Source organism: Caulobacter segnis, assembly GCF_023935105.1.
GTDB lineage: Bacteria > Pseudomonadota > Alphaproteobacteria > Caulobacterales > Caulobacteraceae > Caulobacter > Caulobacter segnis_B.
This window is the reverse complement of record NZ_CP096040.1, coordinates 4055743-4077341: the sequence shown is the minus strand read 5'-3', so window position 1 is coordinate 4077341 and position 21599 is coordinate 4055743. Positions and strand designations below refer to the sequence as shown.

The window sequence follows — 21599 nt, the reverse complement described above, 5'->3', positions numbered from 1 at the left end:
GGGGTTCAGCTTTCGTGTTTCTCTCGACATTCGAGAAACAGCTCGACAGCAAGCGGCGCATCGTCGTGCCGCAGGAATTCCGCGCGGCCGTTTCCGGCATGTTCGACGGAATCTTCTGCTTCCCCTCCATCGAGGCCGATTGCCTGGAAGCGGGCGGTAAGGCCCTGTTCGACCGCTATACCGGCGTGATCGAGGAACTGCCGTTCGGCGATCCGATCCGCTCGGCCCTCGAGACCAGCGTCCTGGGTGGCATGGCCAAGCTGTCGTTTGATACAGCTGGTCGCATTACGCTTCCCGACCACCTGTGCGAAATGTGCGGTCTCACGGATTGGGTGGCCGTCGTCGGTATGGGTGAGCGTTTTCAGATCTGGTCCCGCGAGGCCTTCCAGGCTCATCGCGCGGCCCAGCGCGATCTGGCCCGGGAAGGGCTGGCGGCCCTGCGCGCCCAGCAGCGCCAGGCCAAGCTGGGGAGCGCCTCGTGAGCGACGCCCCGCACATCTCGGTCCTGCTGGACGAAGTGGTCGAGGCGCTGGACGCCAAGCCGGGCGATATCGTGGTCGACGGCACCTTCGGCGCGGGCGGCTACACTCGCGCGGTGCTGCCGACCGGCGCCAGCATCGTGGCCTTCGATCGCGACCCGACCGTCCAGGCGTTCGCCGAGGGGCTTCCGGCCGACCGCTTCCGCCTAGTCCAGGCCCGCTTCTCAGAGATGCTCGACGAACTGAGCCCGTCGAGCGTCGACGGTGTGATGCTGGACCTGGGCGTCTCGTCGATGCAGCTGGATCAGGCCGAGCGCGGCTTTTCCTTCATGCGCGACGGTCCGCTGGACATGCGGATGGGCGACAGCGGCCCGACCGCCGCCGACCTCGTCAACACGCTGGACCAGGTCGAGCTGGCCCGCATCCTTTATGTCTATGGCGAGGAGCACGCCTCGCGCCGCATCGCCAGCTTCATCGTCCGCCGCCGCGAGGAGCGCCCGTTCGAGCGCACCTTGGACCTGGCCGAGGTGATCGAGCGCGCCGTTGGCGGCCGCAAGGGCGCCAAGGTCCATCCCGCCACCCGCTCGTTCCAGGGTCTGCGCATCGCGGTCAATGACGAGTTGGGCGAGCTGGAAGCCGGTCTTGACGCCGCCGAGCGCGTGCTGAAGCCGGGCGGTCGGCTGGTGGTCGTCACCTTCCACTCGCTGGAAGACCGCATCGTCAAGGCGTTCCTGACCGAGCGCGCGGGTCGGACGCCTGGCGGTTCGCGCCACGCTCCCCGGTCGCGGCCGGCGCGGCGCCCAGCTTCCAGTTGATCTCGAACAAGGCCATCGCTCCCGGCGAAGCCGAACTGGCCGTCAATCCCCGCGCGCGGTCGTCGAAGCTGCGCGCCGCCGTCCGCACTTCCGCGCCGGTCTGGGAGGGCGCGGCATGAGCGTCGCCGGCGTCTTCAATCGCCGCGTCCGCGGCTTCCGTGTCGTCGAGGTGGTCGGCCTGGGCATCCTGCTGACCCTGGTCACCAGCGTCTATCTGGCCAAGACCTTCGCCGGCAGCGAGCGCCAGCAGATCGCCCGCATGCAGCAGGAGATCCAGGACGAAGGCATGCGCAAGCGCCTGCTGGAGGCCGAGGTCGCCCACCTGGAGCAGCCGCGCCGCATCGAGCAACTGGCGCAGATGATGCAGCTGCAGCCGATCGCGCCGGACCATGAGATCACCGAGGACGCTCTGATCGACGTGGCGCGCCGCCGCGAACTGCCGCGCGCGCCGGTCGTCGCCGCCCCGATCTCGCCCGAGGCCCTGGCCGCCGATGGCCCCGAGGCGCTGCCGGACGACGCCTCGGCTCCGCCGCCTCCGGAGGCCCAGCGATGAGCCTTTCGAATCTGGGCCCAAACGGTTTCCAGCCCGCCGCCTGGCGGTGGCTGATCGAGCGCGTCTGGCGTCTGGAACACGCCTTCGAGCGTTCGCGCGCGGCGGCCAGGCCCGAAGACGACACCCGCATCCGCATCTTCCTGGTCATGGCCTTCTTCAGCCTGTGCTTCGTGGGCGTGGGCCTGGGCGCGGGCTGGGCGGCGCTGTTCTCGAACGCCGGGCGCGGCAACGGCTACGCTCAGGGCGCGGAGGGCGCGCGCGGCGACATCGTCGACCGCAACGGCAAGCTGCTGGCCGTCGACCTGGCCCACTACGCGCTGTACGTCGACCCGCGCGAGGTCTGGGACGCCAAGGAAGTGCGTCGCGCGCTCGGCAAGGCTTTGCCTCAGGTTCCGGCCAAGCGCCTGGATAAGGCCGTGTTCGGCGATCACCGCGCCTTCGTGCTGGGCGGCCTGACGCCCGACGAGAAGGACGGCATCTTCAACCTCGGTCTGCCCGGCATCTCGTTCGAGGAGCAGGAGCGGCGGATGTATCCGCTGGGCCCGACAGCCGCGCACCTGGTCGGTTTCGTCGACAGCGGCGGCAAGGGCCTGGCCGGAGCCGAGCGCGCCTTGGACGATCCGATCCGCAAGGCCGCAGGCGGCGAGGGCGGCCCGACCCAGCTGTCGATCGACGTTCGCATCCAGGCCGCCCTCGAGGACGAGCTGCGCAAGGCCGCCGCCGACTTCACGCCCAAGGGCGCGGTCGGTCTGGTCACCAACGTCCACACCGGCGAGATCCTGGGCCTGGCCAGCCTGCCCGACTACGACGCCAACAAGGCGGGCGAGGCCACCGACGATCAGCGCCTGAACCGCGCCGCCGCCTCGGTCTACGAGATGGGCTCGACCTTCAAGACCTTCACCGTGGCGATCGGTCTGGACACGGGCGTGGCCACCCCGGCCTCGACCTTCGACGCCCGCGAGCCCTACAAGCTGGGCTACCGCACGATCCACGACTATCACGCCGCCAAGGCCATCCTGAACCTGATCCAGGTGTTCCAGCACTCGTCGAACATCGGCACGGCCATGCTGGCCGAGCGGATCGGCGGCGAGCGCCTGTCGAAGTACTTCGCGGCCCTGGGCCTGACCAAGCCGGCCAAGGTCGAGCTGATGGAGTCGGCGCGCCCGCTGACGCCGCGCAAGTGGGACATGGACGCTGTGGCCTCCACCTCGTTCGGTCACGGCATCAATGTCAGCCCGCTGGCCCTGGCTCAGGCGATGGGCGCTTTGCTGAACGGCGGCGAGATGCTGCCGCTGACCATCAGGAAGATGCCGGATGGCGTGCGACCTGAGGGCGTGCGGGTGGTGTCCGAGAACACCTCGGCCGAGATGCTGAAGATCATGCGCGCCAACGTGATCCCCGGCCAGGGCGGCAGCGGCGGCAAGGCCGACGTGCCTGGCCTGTCGGTCGGCGGCAAGACCGGCACCGGCGAGAAGTACGATCCGTCGATCCGGGGCTATAATCACCAGCGCCAGGTGTCGTCGTTCGCGGCGGTGTTCCCGACCGAGGCCCCGCTGGAGGCCGATCGCTATTTCGTCCTGATCCTGATGGACGAGCCGCACGGCACGGCCAAGTCGGCTGGTTTCTCGACCGGCGGCTGGGTCGGCGCGCCGCCGGCGGGCAAGGTGATCGAACGCATCGCCCCGTTCCTGGGCGTGCAACGCAAGATCGAGCCGGTGATCATCGCCGGCCAGCCGCAGAACGCCGTACCGGAGGCGGGACTATGACCAGACATCTGTCGGACCTGTTCAAACGTCCCTTCGCCAACGACCCGGTGATCGCCGGCGTCACCGCCGACAGCCGCAAGGTCACCGCCGGCTGGCTGTTCGCCGCCCTGCCGGGGACCAAGGTCGACGGTCGCGACTTCGCGCCGGGCGCGGTGGCCAAGGGCGCCGCCGCCGTTCTGGCCCCCGAGGGTGGGCTGGAAGGTCTGGGCGTGCCGGTTGTCCGTTCGGAAGACGCCCGCCGCGCCTACGCCCTGGCCTCGGCCGCCTTCTGGGGCAAGCAGCCGGCCATGTGCGTGGCCGTCACCGGCACCAACGGCAAGACCTCGGTCGCCGGCTTCGCTCGCCAGATCTTCGCCAAGCTGGGCCACAAGGCCGCCAGCATGGGCACCCTGGGCGTCGTGGTGAGCGAAGCCGGCAAGCCGGATCAGCAGCTGACCCCGCCGGGCCTGACCACGCCGGACGCCGGCGACGTCGCCGAGATGGTCGCGCGCCTGGCCGACATGGGCGTCACCCACCTGGCCCTGGAAGCCAGCTCGCACGGCGTCGACCAGCGCCGCGTCGATGGCGTCAAGCTGCGCGCCGCCGGCTTTACCAACTTCACCCAGGACCACCTCGACTATCACGGCTCGATGGAAGAGTACCGGGCGGCCAAGCTGCGCCTGTTCGACACCCTGACGCCGAACGGGGCGATGGCGGTGCTGAACGCCGACAGCGAGGCCTTCCCGAACTTCGCCGCCGCCGCCGTCACCTCGGGCCAGAGCGTGTTCTCGGTCGGCGAGGACGGACAGGGCCTGCGCCTGGTCTCGCGCGTCCCGACTCCGGCGGGCCAGGACATGGTCGTCGAGATCGACGGCGCCGTGCATCACATCCAGCTGCCGCTGGCCGGCGCCTTCCAGGCCTCGAACGTGCTGGTCGCCGCCGGTCTGTGCATCGCCGCGGGCGAGGACGCCGCCAAGGTGCTGAAGGCGCTGGAGACGCTGGAGGGCGCCGCCGGTCGCCTGCAGCGCGTCGGCCGTGGTCCGCGCGGTGGTGAGGCCTATGTCGACTACGCCCACACGCCGGATGGCCTGCAGACAGTGCTGGAGGCCCTGCGCCCGCACACGCGCGGCAAGTTGATCGCCGTGTTCGGCGCCGGCGGCGACCGCGATCGGGGCAAGCGTCCGCTGATGGGAGCGATCGCCGCGCGCCTGGCGGACATCGCCATCGTCACCGACGACAATCCTCGTTCCGAGGAACCTTCTTCGATCCGCGCCGCCATCCTGGAGGCCGCCCCCGGGGCTCGGGAGATCGGTGATCGCCGCGCCGCGATCCGCGCCGCCGTCCAGCTGATGGGCGAGGGCGACGTGCTGGTCATCGCCGGCAAGGGCCACGAGCAGGGCCAGATCGTCGCCGGCGTCGTCCATCCGTTCGACGACGTGGCCGAGACCCTGGAAGCGCTGGAGGGCGTGCATGCCTGAAGCCCTCTGGACCGCCCAGGAAATCGCTGACGCCACCGGCGGCCAGGTCGCCGGCGACTTCAGCGTCACGGGGATCTCGATCGACACCCGCACGGTCGAGCCGGGCGATCTATTCGTGCCGTTGGTCGGCGCACGCGATGGTCATGATTTCGTCTGGCAGGCGGTGGCCAGTGGCGCGACCGGCGTCCTGGCCGCCAAGCCTGTCGGCGTCCCGGCGGTCATGGTCGAGGACACCTTCAAGGCCCTGGAGGCCCTGGGCGTGGCCGCCCGCGAGCGCGCGCCGCAATGCAAGCGCGGGGCGGTGACCGGCTCGGTCGGCAAGACCAGCGTCACCCGCGCCGTCGAGGCCGGCCTGCGCCTGGCCGGCAAGGCCCACGCCTCGGTGAAGAGCTACAACAACCATATCGGCGTGCCCCTGACCCTGGCCCGGATGCCGCGCGACACCGAGCGCGCCGTGTTCGAGGTCGGCATGAACCACGCCGACGAGATCACGCCGCTCAGCCAGTTCGTCCGTCCGCACGCGGTGGCCATCACCACGGTCGGCCCGGTCCACCTGGAGAACTTCGAGAACGAAGAGGGTGTCGCCCGCGCCAAGGCCGAGATCTTCGCGGGTCTGGAGCCCGGCGGGATCGCCGTGCTGAACGCCGACAATCCGTGGTTCGAGCTGCTGAGCGCCGAGGCCGCCAAGGTCGGCGCGCTGGTCTGGAGCTTCGGTGAAGCCGAGGGCGCGACCGCGCGTCTGACCGGCTTTTCGGTGGAAGGCGAGGGGGCGACCGTGTCGGTCGAACTGCGCGGCGAGGCGCTGCGCTTCCCGATCCGTCAGACCGGCGTCCACTGGGGTCCCAACAGCCTGTGCGTTCTGCTGATGCTGGAAGCCCTGGACGTGCCGCGCGAGACGGCCTTGGCGGCGCTGGCGGCGTTCGCCCCGATCGAGGGGCGCGGGGCCGAGAAGACCATCCGCATCGACGGCGGCGCCTTCACCCTGGTCGACGAGAGCTACAACGCCAACCCGGTCTCGATGCAGGCCGCGCTGAAGACCCTGGGCGCGCGCGAGGTCGCCGGACGGCGCGTCGTGGCGCTGACCGACATGCTCGAACTGGGCGAGAGCAGCGACGCGTTTCACGCCGAGCTTGCAGGCCCGATCGCGCGTGCAAACGTTGACGTGGTTTTTCTCGCGGGCGTCCACATGAAATCGCTGTGGGAGGCGCTTCCGCCGACTCGGCGGGGCGGTTACGCGGAAGTTACTGAAAAGTTAACGACGCAGCTGGCGGAGGCGATCCGACCCGGCGACGTGGTGATGGTGAAGGGGTCGAATGGCTCCAGGGCTGGCGTTCTCGCCGGAGCCCTGGCCGCGCTCGACCTTGGGGAACAGGGCTGATGCTGTACTTCCTGTACGAATGGCTGGCGCGCACGCAAGAGCACGTCCCGGCGCTGAACCTCTTGAAATACCTGACCTTCCGGTCGGGCATGGCCATGCTGACCGCCTATATCGTCGCGGTGGCCATGGGCTCGCGCTTCATCCGCTGGATGAAGGCCAAGCAGGGTAAGGGCCAGCCGATCCGCACCGACGGCATCGCCCGTCACGTCACCGAGAAGGCCGGCACGCCCACCATGGGCGGCTTCATGATCCTGGCCGGCCTGTTCGTCGGCGCCCTGCTGTGGGCCGACCTGCGCAACATCCACGTCTGGGTCGTGCTGCTGATCACCGGCAGCTATGGCGTGCTGGGCTTCATGGACGACTACGCCAAGGTCACCAAGCAGACCACGGCCGGCCTCTCCAGCGTCCAGAAGCTGGTCGCCCAGTTCGCGGTGGCGATCATCGCCACGGTCATCCTGATCCTGTTCGCGCCCAAGTCGCCGATGACGCCGGGGATGGAGACCAGCGTGGTCTTCCCGATCTTCAAGGCGCTGGTGATCAATCTGGGCTGGTTCTACGTGGTGTTCGCGGCGGTCACGATCGCCGGCTTCTCGAACGCCGTGAACCTGACCGACGGGCTGGACGGCCTGGCCATCGTGCCGGTGATGTTCGCCGCCTCGACCTTCGGCCTGATCGCCTACCTGGTCGGCAACTACAAGTTCGCCGACTACCTCAACCTGCACTTCGCGCCCGGCGTCGGCGAGCTGGCGGTGCTGTGCGGCGCGATCATCGGCGGGGGCATGGGCTTCCTCTGGTACAACGCCCCGCCGGCCAAGATCTTCATGGGCGACACCGGGTCGCTGGCCCTGGGCGGCGCGCTGGGCGCGATCGCCGTCTGCGCCAAGCACGAGCTGGTCCTGGGCATCGTCGGCGGCCTGTTCGTGGCCGAGGCGCTGAGCGTCATGATCCAGGTCGCCTACTTCAAGAAGACCGGCAAGCGGGTCTTCCTGATGGCGCCGATCCACCACCATTTCGAGAAGCTGGGCTGGGCTGAATCCACCGTCGTGATCCGGTTCTGGATCGTGGCGATGATGCTGTCCTTCGTCGGCCTCGCCACCCTGAAGCTGCGCTAGGAGAGGCGAGTAGCATGATCCCGGTCCGCGGTTTCGAGGACAAGACCGTCGCGGTGTTCGGCCTGGGCCGCACCGGGCTTACGGCGGCGCGCGCCTTGATCGCGGGAGGGGCGAAGGTCGCCCTGTGGGACGAAAAGCCGGCCAGCCGCGAGGCGGCCGCCGCCGAGGGCTTCCCGGTCGTTGACCTGGAAGCCGCCGACTGGAGCCAGTTCGCTGCGCTGATGCTGTCGCCCGGCGTGCCGCTGACGCATCCGAAGCCGCACTGGACCGTCGAGAAGGCCAAGGCCGCCGGCGTCGAGATCCTGGGCGACGTCGAGCTGTTCGCCCGCACGGTCAACGCCGCCCCGGCCCACAAGCGTCCGAAGATCATCGCGATCACCGGCACCAACGGCAAGTCGACCACGACCGCCCTGATCGGCCACCTGTGCGCCTCGGCCGGCCGCGACACCCGCATCGGCGGCAATATCGGCCTGGGCGTTCTGGGTCTCGAGGACATGCACGGCGGTGCGGTCTACGTGCTGGAGCTGTCGTCCTACCAGCTGGACCTGACCTCCAGCCTGCACCCCGACGCGGTGGTGCTGCTGAACATCTCGCCCGACCACCTGGACCGCCACGGCGGCATGGACGGCTACATCGCCGCCAAGCGCCGGATCTTCCTGAACCAGGGCAAGGGCGACACGGCGATCATCGGCGTTGACGATCCCTGGTGCCAGCAGATCTGCACCGAGATCACCGCCGCCAACCGACGGACCATCTGGCCGATCAGCGCCGGCAAGGCCATGGGCAGAGGCGTCTACGCCCTGCAGGGCGTGCTCTATGACGCCACCGGCGAACGGGTGGTGGAGGTCGCCGACCTGCTGCGCGCCCGCAGCCTGCCCGGCCGCCACAACTGGCAGAACGCCGCCGCCGCCTACGCCGCCGCGCGCGCCATCGGCATCCCGATGCACGACGCTGTCGATGGCCTGATGAGCTTTCCGGGCCTGGCCCATCGGATGGAGACGGTCGGCCGGATCGGCAAGGTCCGCTTCGTCAACGACAGCAAGGCCACCAACGCCGACGCCGCCCGCCAGGCCATGTCGAGCTATCCCAAATTTTACTGGATCGCCGGCGGCGTGGCCAAGGCCGGGGGCATCGAGGACCTGAAGGACCTCTTCCCGCGCATCGCCAAGGCCTATCTGATCGGCGAGGCGGCCCAGCCGTTCTCCTGGACCCTGGCCGGCAAGGCCGACGTCGTGCTGAGCGGCACGCTGGAAAAGGCCGTCCAGCAGGCCTATGCCGACGCCGCCGCCAGCGGCGAGGACGCCATCGTCCTGCTGTCGCCCGCCTGCGCCTCGTTCGACCAGTTCAGCGACTTCGAGGCTCGGGGCGAGGCGTTCCGCGCTGCGGTCGGTGGCCTGGTCGGCGGCGGCAAGGCGGCGGTGGCCTAGCCGCCCGATGGACCGGCCGGAGCCCCAGATGGAGCCCCAGACGGATCCCGCCGCGTCCCGTCCCTGGCGTCATGTGCTGCGCACCGCTCTGACCGAACGCGCCGCTTTCCGCGAAGCCGGTCGCTCGGCCCTGCCATGGCTGGCCTGGCTGCGACGTCGGACACGCTCTTCCGAACTGGCGGTGATCGCCGTGGCCACGGTGGTCGGCCTGGCCGCCGGCGCCCTGGCGGTGCTGCAGGCCAAGATCGCCCACGGGACCCAGGTGCGGCTGTTCGGCTTCGATCCGGATGAGCGCCTGTCGGCCCAGGCCGTGGTCGCGCCGTGGCGTCTGCTGGCGATCCCCCTGGGCGGATTGTTGCTGGGTCTGTTCACCGCGGTGGTCCTGCGCCTGCGCCCCAACCATGCCGTCGATCCGGTGGAGGCCAACGCCCTGCACGGCGGGCGGCTGTCGGTGCGCGACAGCGCCTTCATCTGCGGCCAGACCCTGATCTCGAACGGTTGCGGCGCCTCGGTCGGGCTGGAGGCGGCCTACGCCCAGGCCGGCGGGGCCGCGGCTTCCTGGGTGGGGCAGAGGTTGAACCTGCGTCGCGGGGACCTGCGGATCCTGGTCGGGGCCGGGGCGGGGGCGGCGATCGCCGCGGCCTTCGGCGCGCCGCTGACGGGGGCCTTCTACGCGTTCGAGATCGTCATTGGCGCCTATACGGTGGCCAACATCGCGCCGGTGGCGGCGGCCGCCCTGGCCGCGGTGCTGGTGGCCAAGGGGCTGGGCTCGACCCCGTACCTGATCAAGACCTCGGTCGTCGCCATCTCGTCCTGGAGCGACTACCTGCTCTATGGCCTGCTGGGCCTGGTGTCGGCCCTGTTCGGCGTGGCGCTGATGCGGGCGGTGGCGGTCGCCGACCGCTGGACCGCCAAGGCGCCGCTGCCGCGCTGGTCGCGTCCGGCCATCGGCGGCCTGGCGCTGGCGGTGCTGGCCATGATCACGCCCCAGACCCTGTCGGGCGGCCATGGGGCGCTGCACCTGGACCTCAACGGCGACCTGCCGCTCAAGCTGCTGCTGATGCTGATCCTGATGAAGTCGGCGGCCTCAATCATTTCGCTGAGCTTCGGCTTCCGGGGCGGCCTGTTCTTCGCGGCCCTGTTCCTGGGGGCGCTGATGGGGCAGTCGTTCTCGGACGTCGTGAACCTGGTGGCGGGGGCCGGGCGTCTGGATCCGATCGCCGCCTCGCTGGTGGGCATGGGCGCGCTGGGCGTGGCCATCGTCGGCGGGCCCTTCACCATGTCGTTCCTGGTGCTGGAGGCCACGGGCGACTTTACCATCACCGCCGCCACCCTGGCCGCGTCGTTGATCGCCAGCGCCGTGGTGCGCGAGACCTTCGGCTATTCGTTCTCGACCTGGCGGCTGCACCTGCGGGGTGAGACGATCCGCAGCGCCCACGACGTGTCGTGGATGCGCAACCTCACGGCTGGTAAGATGATGCGGCGCGACGTCAAGACCGTGCCGGCCGCCACCAGCCTGGCGGAGTTTCGCCGCCGTTTTCCGCTGGGCTCGACCAAGCGCGCGGTGCTGACCGACGAGACCGGCCGCTATGCCGGCATCGCCCCGACCGCCGCCGTCTATGCCGAGCCGCCCGAGCGTGACGCGCCGCTCTCGGCGCTGGCCGTCCACGCCAAGGTCGCCCTGGCGCCCGAGATGTCGATCAAGGCGATCATGACCGCCTTCGACGAGACCGGCGCCGACGAGCTGGCCGTGGTCGATGGGGGCGGGGAGGTGATCGGCCTAATCACCGAAGCGCACGTCACCCGCCGCTATGCCGAGGAGCTGGAAAAGGCGCGTCGGGAGCTGACCGGCGAGGTCGGCTAGCCCAGCGGCATGAAGGCGTCGACCTTGTCCAGCGCCGCCAGCGGCGAGCGGATCGAGCACCGCAGGCCTTCCTCGCGATAGTCCAGCGCCACCGCGCCGCCCAGTTCGCTGGGCAGGGCGGTCTCGACGATCCGCGAGCCGAAGCCGCGCTTCTCGGGCGGGCGCACGGCCGGGCCGCCGCGCTCGGCCCATTCGATATAGAGCTGGTCGCCGGGCTCGACGGACCAGCGGATGTCCACGTGGCCGTCGGGCGCGGAGAGGGCGCCGAACTTCAGGGCGTTGATCGCCAGCTCGTGGAAGGCCAGGGCCATGACCACGGCGGGCTTGGGCGAGATCCGCAGATCCTCGCCGCTGATGGTCAGCTGGCCTCGATTGGCGCTGTAGGGTGTCACTGAGCCGTCGACGATCTCGCGCAGGCTGGCCGCCGACCAGTTGTGGTCGGTCAGGACGTTGTGCGTGGCGGCGATGGCCATCAGGCGGCCTTCCAGGGCGTCGCGCACCGAGGGTTCGACTCCGGCGTTGCGCAGGGACTGCTTGGCGATCGACTGCACCGTGGCCAGCGTGTTCTTCACCCGGTGGTTCAGCTCGTTGACCAGCATCTGGCGATGGGTCTCGGCCATGCGTTCGCCCGTCACGTCGCGCGAAGTGGCCAGGACGCGGGTGACCTGGCCGTTCTCCAGAATCGGCGAGACGGTGGTGTCCCACCAACGCGGCGCGCCCCTGGCGGTCGGGCAGTAGGCGCGGAAGGCGACGGCGTGGCCGGCCCGGGCCGAGCACAGCGCCTGCTCGACCGCGTCGCGGCTCTCCGACGGCCACATGTCGGGCCAGTAGCGGCGGCGGTTGCGGCCATCGAAGTCGTCGATCTCGAACAGCGACTTGCCCTGGGCGTTCATGTATTCGACCGCGCCGTCGGGGCTGATCACCCGGATGCAGTCCTGGCTGGCCTCGACCACGCTGAGGAAATAGACCCCGGCGCCTTCCAGAACCGTCTTGTCAGAGTCCTCGTCGGCCACCATACGCCCCTGCCACCCTGGGTTCATGTTCACTGCTTGACTGCTTGGTTCGCGAATTCAAGCTGTGCCATTCGTGTTTCGGGGAACGGCGCGATGGTGGCGCGTGTTCGCCCTTCGGAATTTCGCGGTGAAGGAGGCCGATCCGTGTCCCAGGTCGTTTGCGTCAAGTGCGGCGCCGGCAACAGGCTGCCGCAGGATCGCGATCCACTGACGGCCAAGTGCGGCCGCTGCAAGGCGGACCTGTTCACCGGCGCGCCGACGGCGGTGACCGGCGCCGACCTGGACCGCCATCGCCGACTCACCAAGGGCGTGGCCCTGCTGCTGGACGTCTGGGCGCCGTGGTGCGGACCGTGCCGGACCATGGCGCCGAACTTCGAGGCCGCCGCCCGCCAGCTGGAGCCGGCCGCGCGTCTCCTGAAGCTGGACTCCGACGCCGAGCAGGCCGCCGCCGGCGCGCTGAACGTCAGCAGCATCCCGACCCTGATCCTGTTTCGCGACGGCCAGCCGGTCGCGCGCCAGGCCGGGGCCATGAGCGCGAGCCAGATCGTCGACTGGACGCGCCGCGCGCTGGGCTGAACGCGTCGATCCGCGCTTTTCGACGCCTGTCCACCGGCGTAGAACGGCACAGCAAGATTTGATTAACCCTGCGGTCCGAATCTGCGGCCATGGCCTCCAACCCCACCCACGCCTTCGCTCGCACCGACCGCACCGCGATCGGCCTGTGGTGGTGGACGACGGATCGCTGGCTGCTGGGCGCGACGGCGCTGCTGGTGACCCTGGGCATGCTGCTGTCGTTCGCCTCCAGCCCGGCGGCGGCCCAGAGGATCGGCATCGACGACCAGTTCCACTTCGCCATCCGCATGTGCTTCTTCGCCAGCGCCTCGTCGGTGCTGATGCTGGCCGTGTCGATGCTGTCGCCGAAGGGGATCCGGCGGGCCGCCTTCTTCATCTACATCGCGGCGATCGCGGTGATGATCGCCCTGCCGTTCATCGGCCACAACGCCAAGGGGGCCACGCGCTGGCTGCAGTTCGGGGGCTTCACCCTGCAGCCGTCCGAGTTCATGAAGCCGGCCCTGATCGTGCTGGTCTCGTGGATGTTCGCCGAGGGCCAGAAGGGCGAGGGCGTGCCCGGTGTCTCGATCGCCTTCCTGCTCTATTTCATCGCCGTGGCCCTGCTGCTGATCCAGCCGGACGTCGGTCAGACCGTGCTGATCACCATCGCCTTCGGGGCGGCTTTCTGGATGGCCGGCGTGCCGATCTCGTGGATCATGGGCCTGGGCGCGGTCGCCCTGGCCGGCCTGGGCTCGACCTACTTCCTGTTCGACCACGTGCACGCCCGTGTGCAGAAGTTCCTCAGCCCCGACCAGGCCGACACCCACCAGGTCACCCGCGCCGCCGAGGCCATTCGCGCCGGTGGCCTGTTCGGGCGCGGCCCGGGCGAGGGCGTCATGAAGCGCCATGTGCCCGACCTGCACACCGACTTCATCTATTCGGTGGCGGCCGAGGAATACGGCCTGATCTTCTCGTGGGCCCTGATCGCGCTGTTCGCCTTCGTCGTGGTGCGCGGGCTGTACAAGGCCATGAAGCTGAACGAGCCATTCGAGCAGGTCGCGGCGGCGGGCCTGTTCGTCCTGGTGGGGCAACAAGCTATCATCAACATCGCGGTAAACTTGAACATGATCCCGACCAAGGGCATGACGCTACCGTTCATCAGTTACGGGGGCTCTTCGATGCTCGCGATGGGTTTGACTTTGGGCATGGCCCTGGCCTTGGTGCGCAAGCGCCCCGGCGCCTACGGGGCGACGGGCGAGTTCAGCCTCGGCGGCGCTTTCGCGTAAGATGAGCAAGCTGGCTATCGTCGCCGCCGGGGGCACCGGCGGTCACATGTTCCCCGCCCAGGCCCTCGCCGAGGTCCTGGCCGCGCGCGGCTGGCGCGTCGTGCTGGCCACGGACGACCGCGGCGCGCTGTACGCCGACAAGTTCCCCGCGCAGGAGCGCCTGGCGCTGTCGGCCGCCACCGCCAAGGCCAACGATCCGCTCGGCATGATCAAGGCCGGCTTCGTGGTGATGCAGGGCGTGCTGGAGGCCCGCGCGGCCTTTAAGCGCCTGGACCCCGCCGTGGTCGTCGGCTTCGGCGGCTATCCCGCGCTGCCGGCGCTGCTGGGCGCGCTCAGCCAGAACCGCCCGACGGTGATCCACGAGCAGAACGCGGTTCTGGGCCGCGTGAACCGCTTCCTGGCGCCGGGTGTCGACGCGGTCGCCTGCGCGTTCCCGACCCTGCAGATGGCCACGCCCAAGGTGAAGGCCCGCGCGCATATCGTCGGCAATCCCGTGCGCCCGCCGGTGCGCGCGCTCTACGACACGCCCTATCTGCCGCCCGAGGTGCAGCTGCGGGTGCTGGTCACCGGCGGCAGCCAGGGCGCGCGCCTGCTGTCCGAGTTGATCCCCGAGGCCGTGGCCAAGCTGCCCGAGGACCTCCGCAGCCGCTTGAAGGTGTTCCAGCAGGCCCGCGCCGAGAGCATGGAGCAGGCCCGCAAGACCTATCGCAACGCCATGGTCGACTGCGAGGTCGCGCCGTTCTTCCGCGACATGGCCGGCTATCTGCGCCAGTCGCATCTGGTGATCGGCCGCTCGGGCGCCTCGACCTGCACCGAACTGGCCGTTGCCGGCCGGCCTTCGATCCTGGTGCCGCTAAAGATCGCCGCCGACGATCACCAGCGCTTCAACGCCAGGCTCCTGGAAGAGGCGGGCGGCGCGGCCGTGTGCCTTGAGGACGAGCTGACCGTGGACGCCATGGCCGGGGCGCTGAACGCGCTGCTGAAGGATCCTGAGCGTCTGGGCCGGATGGCGGCGGGCGCGCGGTCGGTGGCGACGCCTGACGCGGCCGAAGCGCTGGCGGACCTAGTGGAGAAGACGGCGCGGTAGCGGATGGAAGTCCAAGCACGCAAGCGTTAGCTTGACCGCGTGGTTTACGGGTGGGCTCATGGGTCAGACCGGCGCGAACTTTCTGGCGTTCTTTCCGTTTTTTTTCGTCGGTCTATGGCTTCTGGTGACCACGATTCTCGGCTTTCTCTCCGGGGACATTCTTTCTGCTCACCAGCCGGGCCAACGGAGTCTCGAATGGCTTGCCGCCGGTCCTCTGCTACGCATTCCCCGCAGTGGTGTTTGGCGTGAGTCAGATGATCCGCTTCCTGATTGAGGCGTCCAGCGCGAGGCGCGATCGCTGAGCGTCGTCCAGGGCTCGCCTCCTGTCTCGATCAACGTCCCTCCACCCCCAGTTGCCGCAGGAAGCTGCGGTATCTGCCCGCACGAACTTCTCAATCAGGTGGCCCTGCCGTCGAAGCTGAAGCCACGCCGGGCCCAGGTTGCGGCTAGGGCTCCGCCCCCGTCTCGATCAGCGGCCGGCCGAGCCTCACTGCGTCCTCGACGCTCGCCGCCACCGGAACCTTCGCGAACGGCTTCCAGCCGTCGCACACGACCTTAAGCACCGCCTCGTCCGTACCGCCCGCAGCGGGGACGACGGCCGGGCGGCGGTCGCCCATCACCGGGCCTTCGCGGCCAGTGGCGCGCAGGCTGGAAAAGCCGACATGGGCCAGGGTATGGGCCTTGCAGTCGACGACCTCGTGGCGCCAGCCGCCCCAATAGGCTTCGCCGGCGACTTCGAAGTCGGCCTCGGCCACCTGGAGCACGCGAACCCGCACGGTCGAGCCCTCGTGCGCGCGGCTCGTCAGATCCACGAAGCTGGCGAACCGCCCCACATCCGCTAGGCGCAATTCAAGCGGAGCCGGCGAGGTAGCCAGAGCGGGCGTCTGCGCCCAAGCTGGGGATGCGCTCACGGCCAGGGCCAGGAGGGCGTTTCGCGGCGCGCGGAATTGGTCTAATCGGCTTTTCATGATCCAGCGTAGACGCCCCGTCCCCTTCGAACTCGGCCCCGTGCACTTCATCGGCATCGGCGGCATTGGCATGTCCGGTATCGCCGAGATCATGCTGCGTATCGGCTACACCGTCCAAGGCAGCGACGCCAAGGTCAGCGCCAACACCGAGCGGCTGGAGAAGCTGGGCGCGCGGATCTTCATCGGCCATGACGCCGCCCACGTCGAGGGCGCCTCGGCCATCGTCTATTCGACGGCCGTGAAGGCCGACAATCCGGAAATGGTCGCCGGCCGTGACAAGCGCCTGCCGCTGGTCCGTCGCGCCGAGATGCTGGCCGAGCTGATGCGCTTGCAGTTCTCCGTGGCCGTGGGCGGCACGCACGGCAAGACGACCACGACCTCGATGGTCGCGGCCCTGCTGGACGCCGGCGCCCTGGACCCGACCGTGGTCAACGGCGGCATCATCAACGCCTACGGCACCAACGCCAAGGTCGGCGAGGGCGATTGGATCGTCGTCGAAGCCGACGAGAGCGACGGCTCGTTCCTGAAGCTGAAGTCGACCGTGGCCATCGTCACCAATATCGACGCCGAGCACCTGGATCACTGGGGCGACTTCGACGCGGTGAAGAAGGGCTTCCAGGACTTCATCGAGAACATCCCGTTCTACGGCTTCGCGGCGGTCTGCACCGATCACCCGGAAGTCCAGGCCCTGACCTCGCGGATCCAGAACCGCCGCCTGGTGACCTATGGGACCAACCCTCAGGCCGAAGTCCGCGTCTCGAACATCGAGATGGGGCCGGACGGCGCCAAGTTCGACATCGTGGTGTCGCCGCGCGACGGCGAGGTCGTCCGCTACGACGGCCTGAAGATGCCGATGGCCGGTCACCACAACGTGCTGAACGCCACCGCCGCCGTGGCCGTGGCGCGCGAGCTGAGCGTCGACGCGGAATCGATCCGCAAGGGCCTGGCCGGCTTCGGCGGGGTCAAGCGTCGCTTCACCACCACGGGTGTCGCCAACGGCGTCCGCGTCATCGACGACTATGGCCACCATCCGGTCGAGATCGCCGCCGTGCTGAAGGCCGCCCGCGCGGTGTCGACGGGCAAGGTCATCGCCGTGGTCCAGCCACACCGCTACACCCGCCTGCGCGATCTGATGACCGAGTTCAGTAGCTGCTTCAACGACGCCGACACGGTGATCGTCGCCGACGTCTACACGGCCGGCGAGCAGCCGATCGAGGGCGTCGACCGCGACCATCTGGTCGAGGGCCTCAAGAAGTTCGGCCACCGCCGCGCCTTGCCGCTGGAAAGCCCGGCGGCCTTGCCGGCCCTGATCGCCGAGGAGGCCAAGGCGGGCGACCTGGTCGTCCTGCTGGGCGCCGGCGACATCACCCAGTGGTCCTACGCCCTGCCGGGCCAGCTGGAAGCGCTGGCTAAATGAGCTGGAAGACCTCGCTCCCCGCCGTCAGGGGCAAGCTGCTGATCGACGAGGCCCTGGCGCCGTTCACCTGGTTTCGGGTCGGCGGTCCGGCCGACGTGGTGTTCCTGCCGGCCGACGAACAGGACCTTTCGGACTTCCTGAAGGCCCTGGATCCGAGCGTGCCTGTGCTGGCCATCGGCGTCGGCTCGAACCTGCTGGTCCGCGACGGCGGCGTCGAGGGCGTGGTCATCCGGCTGGGCAAGGGCTTCAACACCGTCGAGGCTCTGGGCGACAACCGCATCAAGGCCGGCAGCGCCGTGCCGGACGCCATCCTGGCCCGCAAGGCGGCCGAAGCCTGCATCGCCGGCCTGGAGTTTTACGCCGGCATTCCCGGCACCATCGGCGGCGCGGTGATCATGAACGCCGGCTGCTACGGCTCCGAGACCGTCAATGTCGTGAAGTCCGTCCGGGTGATGGACCGCGCCGGCCAAGTGCGGGAGCTGTCCGTCGAGGACCTGCACTACACCTATCGTCACAGCGCCTTGCAGGACGGGGACACGGTCTTCGTGCTGGACGCCGTGTTCGAAGGGACCGCCGACGCGCCCGAGGCGATCAAGGCCCGCATGGCCGAGATCACCAGCCGCCGGGAGACCACCCAGCCGATCCGTGAGAAGACCGGCGGCTCGACGTTCAAGAACCCGCCGGGTCACTCGTCCTGGAAGTTGGTCGATGAGGCCGGCTGGCGCGGCAAGCCCTTTAGCGTGGATGGAAAGAGCGGCGGGGCGATGTTCTCACCGCTGCACAGCAACTTCCTGATCAACACCGGCGACGCGACGGCCGCCGATCTGGAAGGCCTGGGCGAGGCGGTCCGCGCCGACGTCAAGGACAAGACCGGTGTGCAGCTGGACTGGGAGATCAAGCGGATCGGGCGCCCCGCTTAGAGGCGCCCGCCACGCTTCACGCCATTGCTGACTCCCCCTGGCGCGGACCGGTGCTATGACTCCCGCGCCATTGGGGAGAATCCTTGCTCATGTACCGTCGTCTGTTGGCCGCCTCGGCCGCCCTCGCGCTGATTTCGGGCGTCGCCCATGCTCAGGACGTCCGCACCGCCGAAGCCCTGCGCGACAAGGCGCTGCTGGATCGCACCGCCTGGGACATCACCGAGGACCTGACCACCACCATCGGTCCGCGCCTGGTCGGTTCGCCCGCCATGGAGCGCGCCAAGGACTGGGGCGCGGCCAAGTTCAAGGCGCTGGGCTTCACCAACATCAAGGTCGAGCAGTTCGCCAAGCCGTCGTGGACGCGCGGCGAGGAGAGCGCCGAACTGGTCGGTCCCTATCCGATGAAGCTCGGCATCGTCGGCTTGGGCCGCACCATCCCGACGCCGGCGGGCGGCATCGAGGCCGACGTCGCCCTGTTTCGCACCTATGCCGAGATGATCGCCGCCCCCGAAGGCGCGCTGAAGGGCAAGATCGCCGTCATCACCCAGCCGATGGTCAAGGCCCAGGACGGCTCGGGCTACGGTGTCGCGGGCATTTCGCGCCGCTCGGGCCCGGTCGAGGCCGCCAAGCGCGGCGCCGTGGCGCTGCTGATCCGCTCGGTCTCGACCTCGGACTCGACCGTGCCGCACACGGGCGTGACCGGCTTTGGTCCTGACGTGGTCACCATCCCCGCCGCCGCCATGGGCGTGCCCGAGGCCGAGCAACTGGAGCGCCTGGCCAAGAAGGGCCCGCTGCGCATCAAGCTGAAGCTGGCCTCGACCGTCGATCCCAACGATGTCGCCTGGAACATCTCGGGCGAGATCAAGGGCTCGGAGAAGCCGGACGAGGTGATCGTCATCGGCGGCCACCTTGACAGCTGGGACGTCGGCACCGGCGCCCTCGACGACGCCACGGGCGTCGCCATCACCACCGCGGCAGCCAAGCTGATCGGCGACCTGCCCAAGCATCCCAAGCGCACCATCCGCGTGGTGATGTGGGGCTCGGAAGAGAGCGGCGGTTCGTCGGAAGCCTATATCGCCGCCCACAAGGACGAGGTTCCCAAGATCGTCCTGGCGGGCGAGAGCGACACCGGCGCGGACCGCATCTTCTCGCTGCGCCTCCCGGTCGGCGGGACGGCCAATCCGCTGGCGACGACCGCTGCCAACGTGCTGGCCCCGCTGAAGATCTATGTGAACCGCGCCCCCACGGGCCACGGCGGCGCCGACATCGAGGGTCTGGAGGAGGCCGGGGTGCCGTCGATCGAGCTGGAGCAGGACGCTTCGCGCTACTTCGACTACCACCACACCGCCGACGACACCCTGAACAAGGTGCGTCCGGACGAACTGGCGCAGAACGTCGCCGCCTGGGCCAGCTTCATCTACCTGGTGGCCGACAGCGACATCGACTTCCGCGCGCTGAAGGCGGCGGCGCCGGCGGCGACCTCGCACTAAACCCACGACTTTGGCTCTCCCTTCCCCCTTGATGGGGGAAGGGTAGGGATGGGGGTGTTGGCACGGCCTTTCCGCGTCTCTAGGAAGGGTTTCACGCGTCCGATGCGGCGCGGCACCCCCACCCAACCCTCCCCATCGAGGGGGAGGCTCACCAGAGCGCCAAATGACCGACAAGCCCCAGAACGCCCCCTTGGCCGGCCGCCATATCGCCGTCCTGCTCGGCGGCCCTTCGTCGGAACGCAAGGTCAGCCTGGTCTCGGGTTCGGCCTGCGCCGACGCTCTGGAGCGGCTGGGCGCCAAGGTCTCGCGGATCGATCCGGGCAAGGACGTCGCCCAGGTGCTGACGGCGACCAAGCCGGACCTGGTGTTCAACGCCCTGCACGGCGAATGGGGCGAGGACGGCTGTGTCCAGGGCGTCCTGGAAACCCTGAAGCTGCCCTACACCCACTCGGGTGTCCTGCCTTCGGCGCTGGCCATGGACAAGGCCAAGGCTAAGGCCGTGCTGGCGGCGGCCGGCGTGATCGTCCCGGGCGGCGGCCTCTACAACCGGCACGATGTCGCGCGCGACCATGTGCTGCCGCCCCCCTATGTCGTGAAGCCCAACGCCGAGGGATCCTCGGTCGGCGTGTTCCTGGTGTTCGAGGGCGCCAACCGCCCGCCCGAGGAGCTGGCCTCTCCCGCCTGGACCTATGGCGAAGAGGTGATGGTCGAGCCTTACATCCGAGGGCTGGAGCTGGCGGTCGCGGTCATGGGTGAGCCAAATGGTCCCAGGGCCCTGGCGGTAACCGATATTCGTGCATCCACAGGTTTTTATGACTACGAGGCCAAGTACTCCGAAGGCGGTTCGATCCACGTCCTGCCGGCCCCAATCCCTGATGGTGTAAGGGATAGAGCGATGCGGATGGCCGAATTGGCGCACTCGGCTCTTGGTTGCCAAGGTGTGACCCGATCCGATCTCCGTTATGACGACATTAACGACATTCTGGTCCTTCTAGAGGTCAACACGCAGCCCGGCATGACGCCGACCTCGCTCGCACCCGAGCAGGCGGCCCACGTCGGGATCCCGTTTGACCAGTTAGTTTTGTGGATCGTGGAGGACGTTCATGCCCGCCGCAACGCGGGGGGGACCGCCTAAGCCTAGGCGACCCCGGGCCGAAGCGCCCGCAAGTCCGAGCAAGGGCAGGCCGGCGCCGCGAGGCGCGCGGCCGGCCGCGAAGCTGCACGCCGCCAAGGGCGTGGGCCTGTCGCCCGCCGTCGCCCTGACCGTGGCGGGCGCGGCCTTGGGGCTCGGTCTCGTGGTGATGCTGGCGACCGGCCATCGCGCCGAGCGTATCGGCATGTCCATGGTTCATGGCGTCGACAACAGTTTCGCCTCGGCCGGCTTCAAGCTGAAGACGGTGCATATCCGGGGCGCGTCCTCGACCGCCCAGGCCGACATCCTGAAGGCCTCGGGCCTGTACCTGGACCAGCCGACCCTGGGCATGGACCTGAACGGCGTCCGCGCCCGGGTGCAGGGCGTGGGCTGGGTCAAGGACGCCAAGGTCGTGCGCATGCTGCCCGACACCGTGCTGATCGCGGTGGAAGAGCGGCCGGCGCTGGCGGTCTGGCAGAACCAGGGCCGCATGAAGGTGATCGACAGCGAAGGCCGGGTGATCAGCGAGGCCGATCCGGCGCGTTTCCCCCAGCTTCCGCTGGTGGTGGGGCAGGGGGCGGACCAGGCCGCGGGCCTGATCCTGCCGGCCGTCGCCTCGCGTCCTCGTCTGCGCGACCGTCTGGAAGCGCTGGTGCGGGTGGACGACCGCCGCTGGGACCTGCGGCTGAAAGATGGGTCGCTGATCCAGCTTCCGGCCATTGACGAAGAATCCGCGCTGATTCAATTGGATCAGCTCGACCAACGACAGCGAATCCTGGACATGGGTTTTGCGCGGATCGATCTGCGCGACCCCGAAATGGTGGCTGTCAGACCTCGCGACGCGGCGCTGCCTGGGCAGCCGGCCGCGGGCGGGGCGTAGTGG

19 protein-coding genes and 1 pseudogene are annotated in these 21599 nt (G+C 69.2%); 18 read left to right on the top strand and 2 right to left on the bottom strand.

Features of this window, described 5'->3' with window-relative positions; all coding sequences use genetic code 11:
• The first annotated feature begins 14 nt into the window (after positions 1–14).
• From MZV50_RS19040 to MZV50_RS19000, 9 genes and pseudogenes are all read left to right on the top strand, one after another.
• On the top strand, positions 15–482 hold the full coding sequence (locus tag MZV50_RS19040; protein WP_252630854.1) for a division/cell wall cluster transcriptional repressor MraZ: 468 nt from the start codon (positions 15–17) through the stop codon (positions 480–482).
• A pseudogene (gene rsmH / locus MZV50_RS19035) lies at positions 479–1413 on the top strand (16S rRNA (cytosine(1402)-N(4))-methyltransferase RsmH). Before MZV50_RS19040 ends, rsmH begins: the two are co-directional and overlap by 4 nt.
• On the top strand, positions 1410–1847 hold the full coding sequence (gene ftsL, locus MZV50_RS19030) for a cell division protein FtsL (RefSeq protein ID WP_252630853.1): 438 nt from the start codon (positions 1410–1412) through the stop codon (positions 1845–1847). Before rsmH ends, ftsL begins: the two are co-directional and overlap by 4 nt.
• Entirely contained in the window at positions 1844–3613 is a 1770-nt protein-coding gene (locus tag MZV50_RS19025) for a peptidoglycan D,D-transpeptidase FtsI family protein (RefSeq protein ID WP_252630852.1), read from the top strand. The genes ftsL and MZV50_RS19025 overlap by 4 nt, the downstream gene beginning before the upstream one ends.
• Entirely contained in the window at positions 3610–5070 is a 1461-nt protein-coding gene (locus MZV50_RS19020; RefSeq protein ID WP_252630851.1) for a UDP-N-acetylmuramoyl-L-alanyl-D-glutamate--2,6-diaminopimelate ligase, read from the top strand. Before MZV50_RS19025 ends, MZV50_RS19020 begins: the two co-directional genes overlap by 4 nt.
• Complete coding sequence (locus MZV50_RS19015) at positions 5063–6448, top strand: UDP-N-acetylmuramoyl-tripeptide--D-alanyl-D-alanine ligase (protein ID WP_252630850.1); 1386 nt, start codon at positions 5063–5065, stop codon at positions 6446–6448. Before MZV50_RS19020 ends, MZV50_RS19015 begins: the two co-directional genes overlap by 8 nt.
• Positions 6448–7560: a phospho-N-acetylmuramoyl-pentapeptide-transferase gene (mraY, locus tag MZV50_RS19010; RefSeq protein ID WP_252630849.1), complete on the top strand. Its 1113-nt coding sequence runs from the start codon at positions 6448–6450 to the stop codon at positions 7558–7560. The genes MZV50_RS19015 and mraY overlap by 1 nt, the downstream gene beginning before the upstream one ends.
• 14 nt (positions 7561–7574) lie before the next feature.
• On the top strand, positions 7575–8987 hold the full coding sequence (gene murD / locus MZV50_RS19005; RefSeq protein ID WP_252630848.1) for a UDP-N-acetylmuramoyl-L-alanine--D-glutamate ligase: 1413 nt from the start codon (positions 7575–7577) through the stop codon (positions 8985–8987).
• Positions 8988–9015: 28 nt separating this feature from the next.
• Positions 9016–10851 carry a chloride channel protein gene (locus tag MZV50_RS19000; RefSeq protein ID WP_252630847.1) on the top strand — a complete coding sequence of 612 codons (1836 nt, stop codon included), beginning with the start codon at positions 9016–9018 and terminating at the stop codon, positions 10849–10851.
• Here the strand turns inward: MZV50_RS19000 and MZV50_RS18995 are convergent.
• Positions 10848–11864, bottom strand: coding sequence for a sensor histidine kinase (locus MZV50_RS18995; RefSeq protein WP_252630846.1), 1017 nt, complete (start codon positions 11862–11864; stop codon positions 10848–10850). The two genes, MZV50_RS19000 and MZV50_RS18995, sit on opposite strands and share 4 nt — an antisense overlap.
• A 144-nt stretch (positions 11865–12008) precedes the next feature.
• Here MZV50_RS18995 and MZV50_RS18990 point away from each other — a divergent pair, with 144 nt between their 5' ends.
• From MZV50_RS18990 to MZV50_RS18975, 4 genes are all read left to right on the top strand, one after another.
• Positions 12009–12440 (top strand): thioredoxin family protein, encoded by a 432-nt coding sequence (locus tag MZV50_RS18990; protein ID WP_252630845.1) that lies wholly within the window; start codon positions 12009–12011, stop codon positions 12438–12440.
• An 89-nt stretch (positions 12441–12529) separates the two neighbouring features.
• Complete coding sequence (gene ftsW / locus MZV50_RS18985) at positions 12530–13702, top strand: putative lipid II flippase FtsW (RefSeq protein WP_252630844.1); 1173 nt, start codon at positions 12530–12532, stop codon at positions 13700–13702.
• A gap of 1 nt (position 13703) precedes the next feature.
• Entirely contained in the window at positions 13704–14789 is a 1086-nt protein-coding gene (gene murG / locus MZV50_RS18980) for an undecaprenyldiphospho-muramoylpentapeptide beta-N-acetylglucosaminyltransferase (RefSeq protein ID WP_252630843.1), read from the top strand.
• Positions 14790–14847: 58 nt separating this feature from the next.
• Entirely contained in the window at positions 14848–15063 is a 216-nt protein-coding gene (locus MZV50_RS18975; RefSeq protein ID WP_252630842.1) for a hypothetical protein, read from the top strand.
• 172 nt (positions 15064–15235) lie between these two features.
• Here MZV50_RS18975 and MZV50_RS18970 read toward each other — a convergent pair whose 3' ends face one another.
• Entirely contained in the window at positions 15236–15601 is a 366-nt protein-coding gene (locus MZV50_RS18970) for a hypothetical protein (RefSeq protein ID WP_252630841.1), read from the bottom strand.
• 154 nt (positions 15602–15755) lie between these two features.
• On the opposite strand from MZV50_RS18970, the gene murC reads away from it, so the two are divergent.
• From murC to ftsQ, 5 genes are all read left to right on the top strand, one after another.
• Positions 15756–17174 (top strand): UDP-N-acetylmuramate--L-alanine ligase, encoded by a 1419-nt coding sequence (gene murC, locus MZV50_RS18965; RefSeq protein ID WP_252630840.1) that lies wholly within the window; start codon positions 15756–15758, stop codon positions 17172–17174.
• Positions 17171–18094 carry a UDP-N-acetylmuramate dehydrogenase gene (gene murB / locus MZV50_RS18960; RefSeq protein WP_252630839.1) on the top strand — a complete coding sequence of 308 codons (924 nt, stop codon included), beginning with the start codon at positions 17171–17173 and terminating at the stop codon, positions 18092–18094. The genes murC and murB overlap by 4 nt, the downstream gene beginning before the upstream one ends.
• An 83-nt stretch (positions 18095–18177) precedes the next feature.
• Positions 18178–19584 carry a M20/M25/M40 family metallo-hydrolase gene (locus tag MZV50_RS18955; RefSeq protein ID WP_252630838.1) on the top strand — a complete coding sequence of 469 codons (1407 nt, stop codon included), beginning with the start codon at positions 18178–18180 and terminating at the stop codon, positions 19582–19584.
• A 163-nt stretch (positions 19585–19747) separates the two neighbouring features.
• The gene (locus tag MZV50_RS18950; protein WP_252630837.1) at positions 19748–20719 is read left to right on the top strand and encodes a D-alanine--D-alanine ligase; all 972 of its coding nucleotides are present in this window, start codon (positions 19748–19750) and stop codon (positions 20717–20719) included.
• The gene (ftsQ, locus tag MZV50_RS18945; RefSeq protein WP_252630836.1) at positions 20688–21596 is read left to right on the top strand and encodes a cell division protein FtsQ; all 909 of its coding nucleotides are present in this window, start codon (positions 20688–20690) and stop codon (positions 21594–21596) included. The genes MZV50_RS18950 and ftsQ overlap by 32 nt, the downstream gene beginning before the upstream one ends.
• The last annotated feature ends 3 nt before the right edge of the window (positions 21597–21599 follow it).

Coding starts and splice junctions, on each gene's coding strand:
- MZV50_RS18950 (WP_252630837.1), top strand. CDS start 19,748: ATGACCGACAAGCCCCAGAACGCCCCCTTGGCCGGCCGCCATATCGCC.
- murC (WP_252630840.1), top strand. CDS start 15,756: ATGATCCAGCGTAGACGCCCCGTCCCCTTCGAACTCGGCCCCGTGCAC.
- MZV50_RS19015 (WP_252630850.1), top strand. CDS start 5,063: ATGCCTGAAGCCCTCTGGACCGCCCAGGAAATCGCTGACGCCACCGGC.
- ftsQ (WP_252630836.1), top strand. CDS start 20,688: ATGCCCGCCGCAACGCGGGGGGGACCGCCTAAGCCTAGGCGACCCCGG.
- MZV50_RS18975 (WP_252630842.1), top strand. CDS start 14,848: ATGGGTCAGACCGGCGCGAACTTTCTGGCGTTCTTTCCGTTTTTTTTC.
- MZV50_RS19020 (WP_252630851.1), top strand. CDS start 3,610: ATGACCAGACATCTGTCGGACCTGTTCAAACGTCCCTTCGCCAACGAC.
- mraY (WP_252630849.1), top strand. CDS start 6,448: ATGCTGTACTTCCTGTACGAATGGCTGGCGCGCACGCAAGAGCACGTC.
- MZV50_RS19025 (WP_252630852.1), top strand. CDS start 1,844: ATGAGCCTTTCGAATCTGGGCCCAAACGGTTTCCAGCCCGCCGCCTGG.
- ftsL (WP_252630853.1), top strand. CDS start 1,410: ATGAGCGTCGCCGGCGTCTTCAATCGCCGCGTCCGCGGCTTCCGTGTC.
- MZV50_RS19000 (WP_252630847.1), top strand. CDS start 9,016: ATGGAGCCCCAGACGGATCCCGCCGCGTCCCGTCCCTGGCGTCATGTG.
- murB (WP_252630839.1), top strand. CDS start 17,171: ATGAGCTGGAAGACCTCGCTCCCCGCCGTCAGGGGCAAGCTGCTGATC.
- murD (WP_252630848.1), top strand. CDS start 7,575: ATGATCCCGGTCCGCGGTTTCGAGGACAAGACCGTCGCGGTGTTCGGC.
- murG (WP_252630843.1), top strand. CDS start 13,704: ATGAGCAAGCTGGCTATCGTCGCCGCCGGGGGCACCGGCGGTCACATG.
- ftsW (WP_252630844.1), top strand. CDS start 12,530: ATGGCCTCCAACCCCACCCACGCCTTCGCTCGCACCGACCGCACCGCG.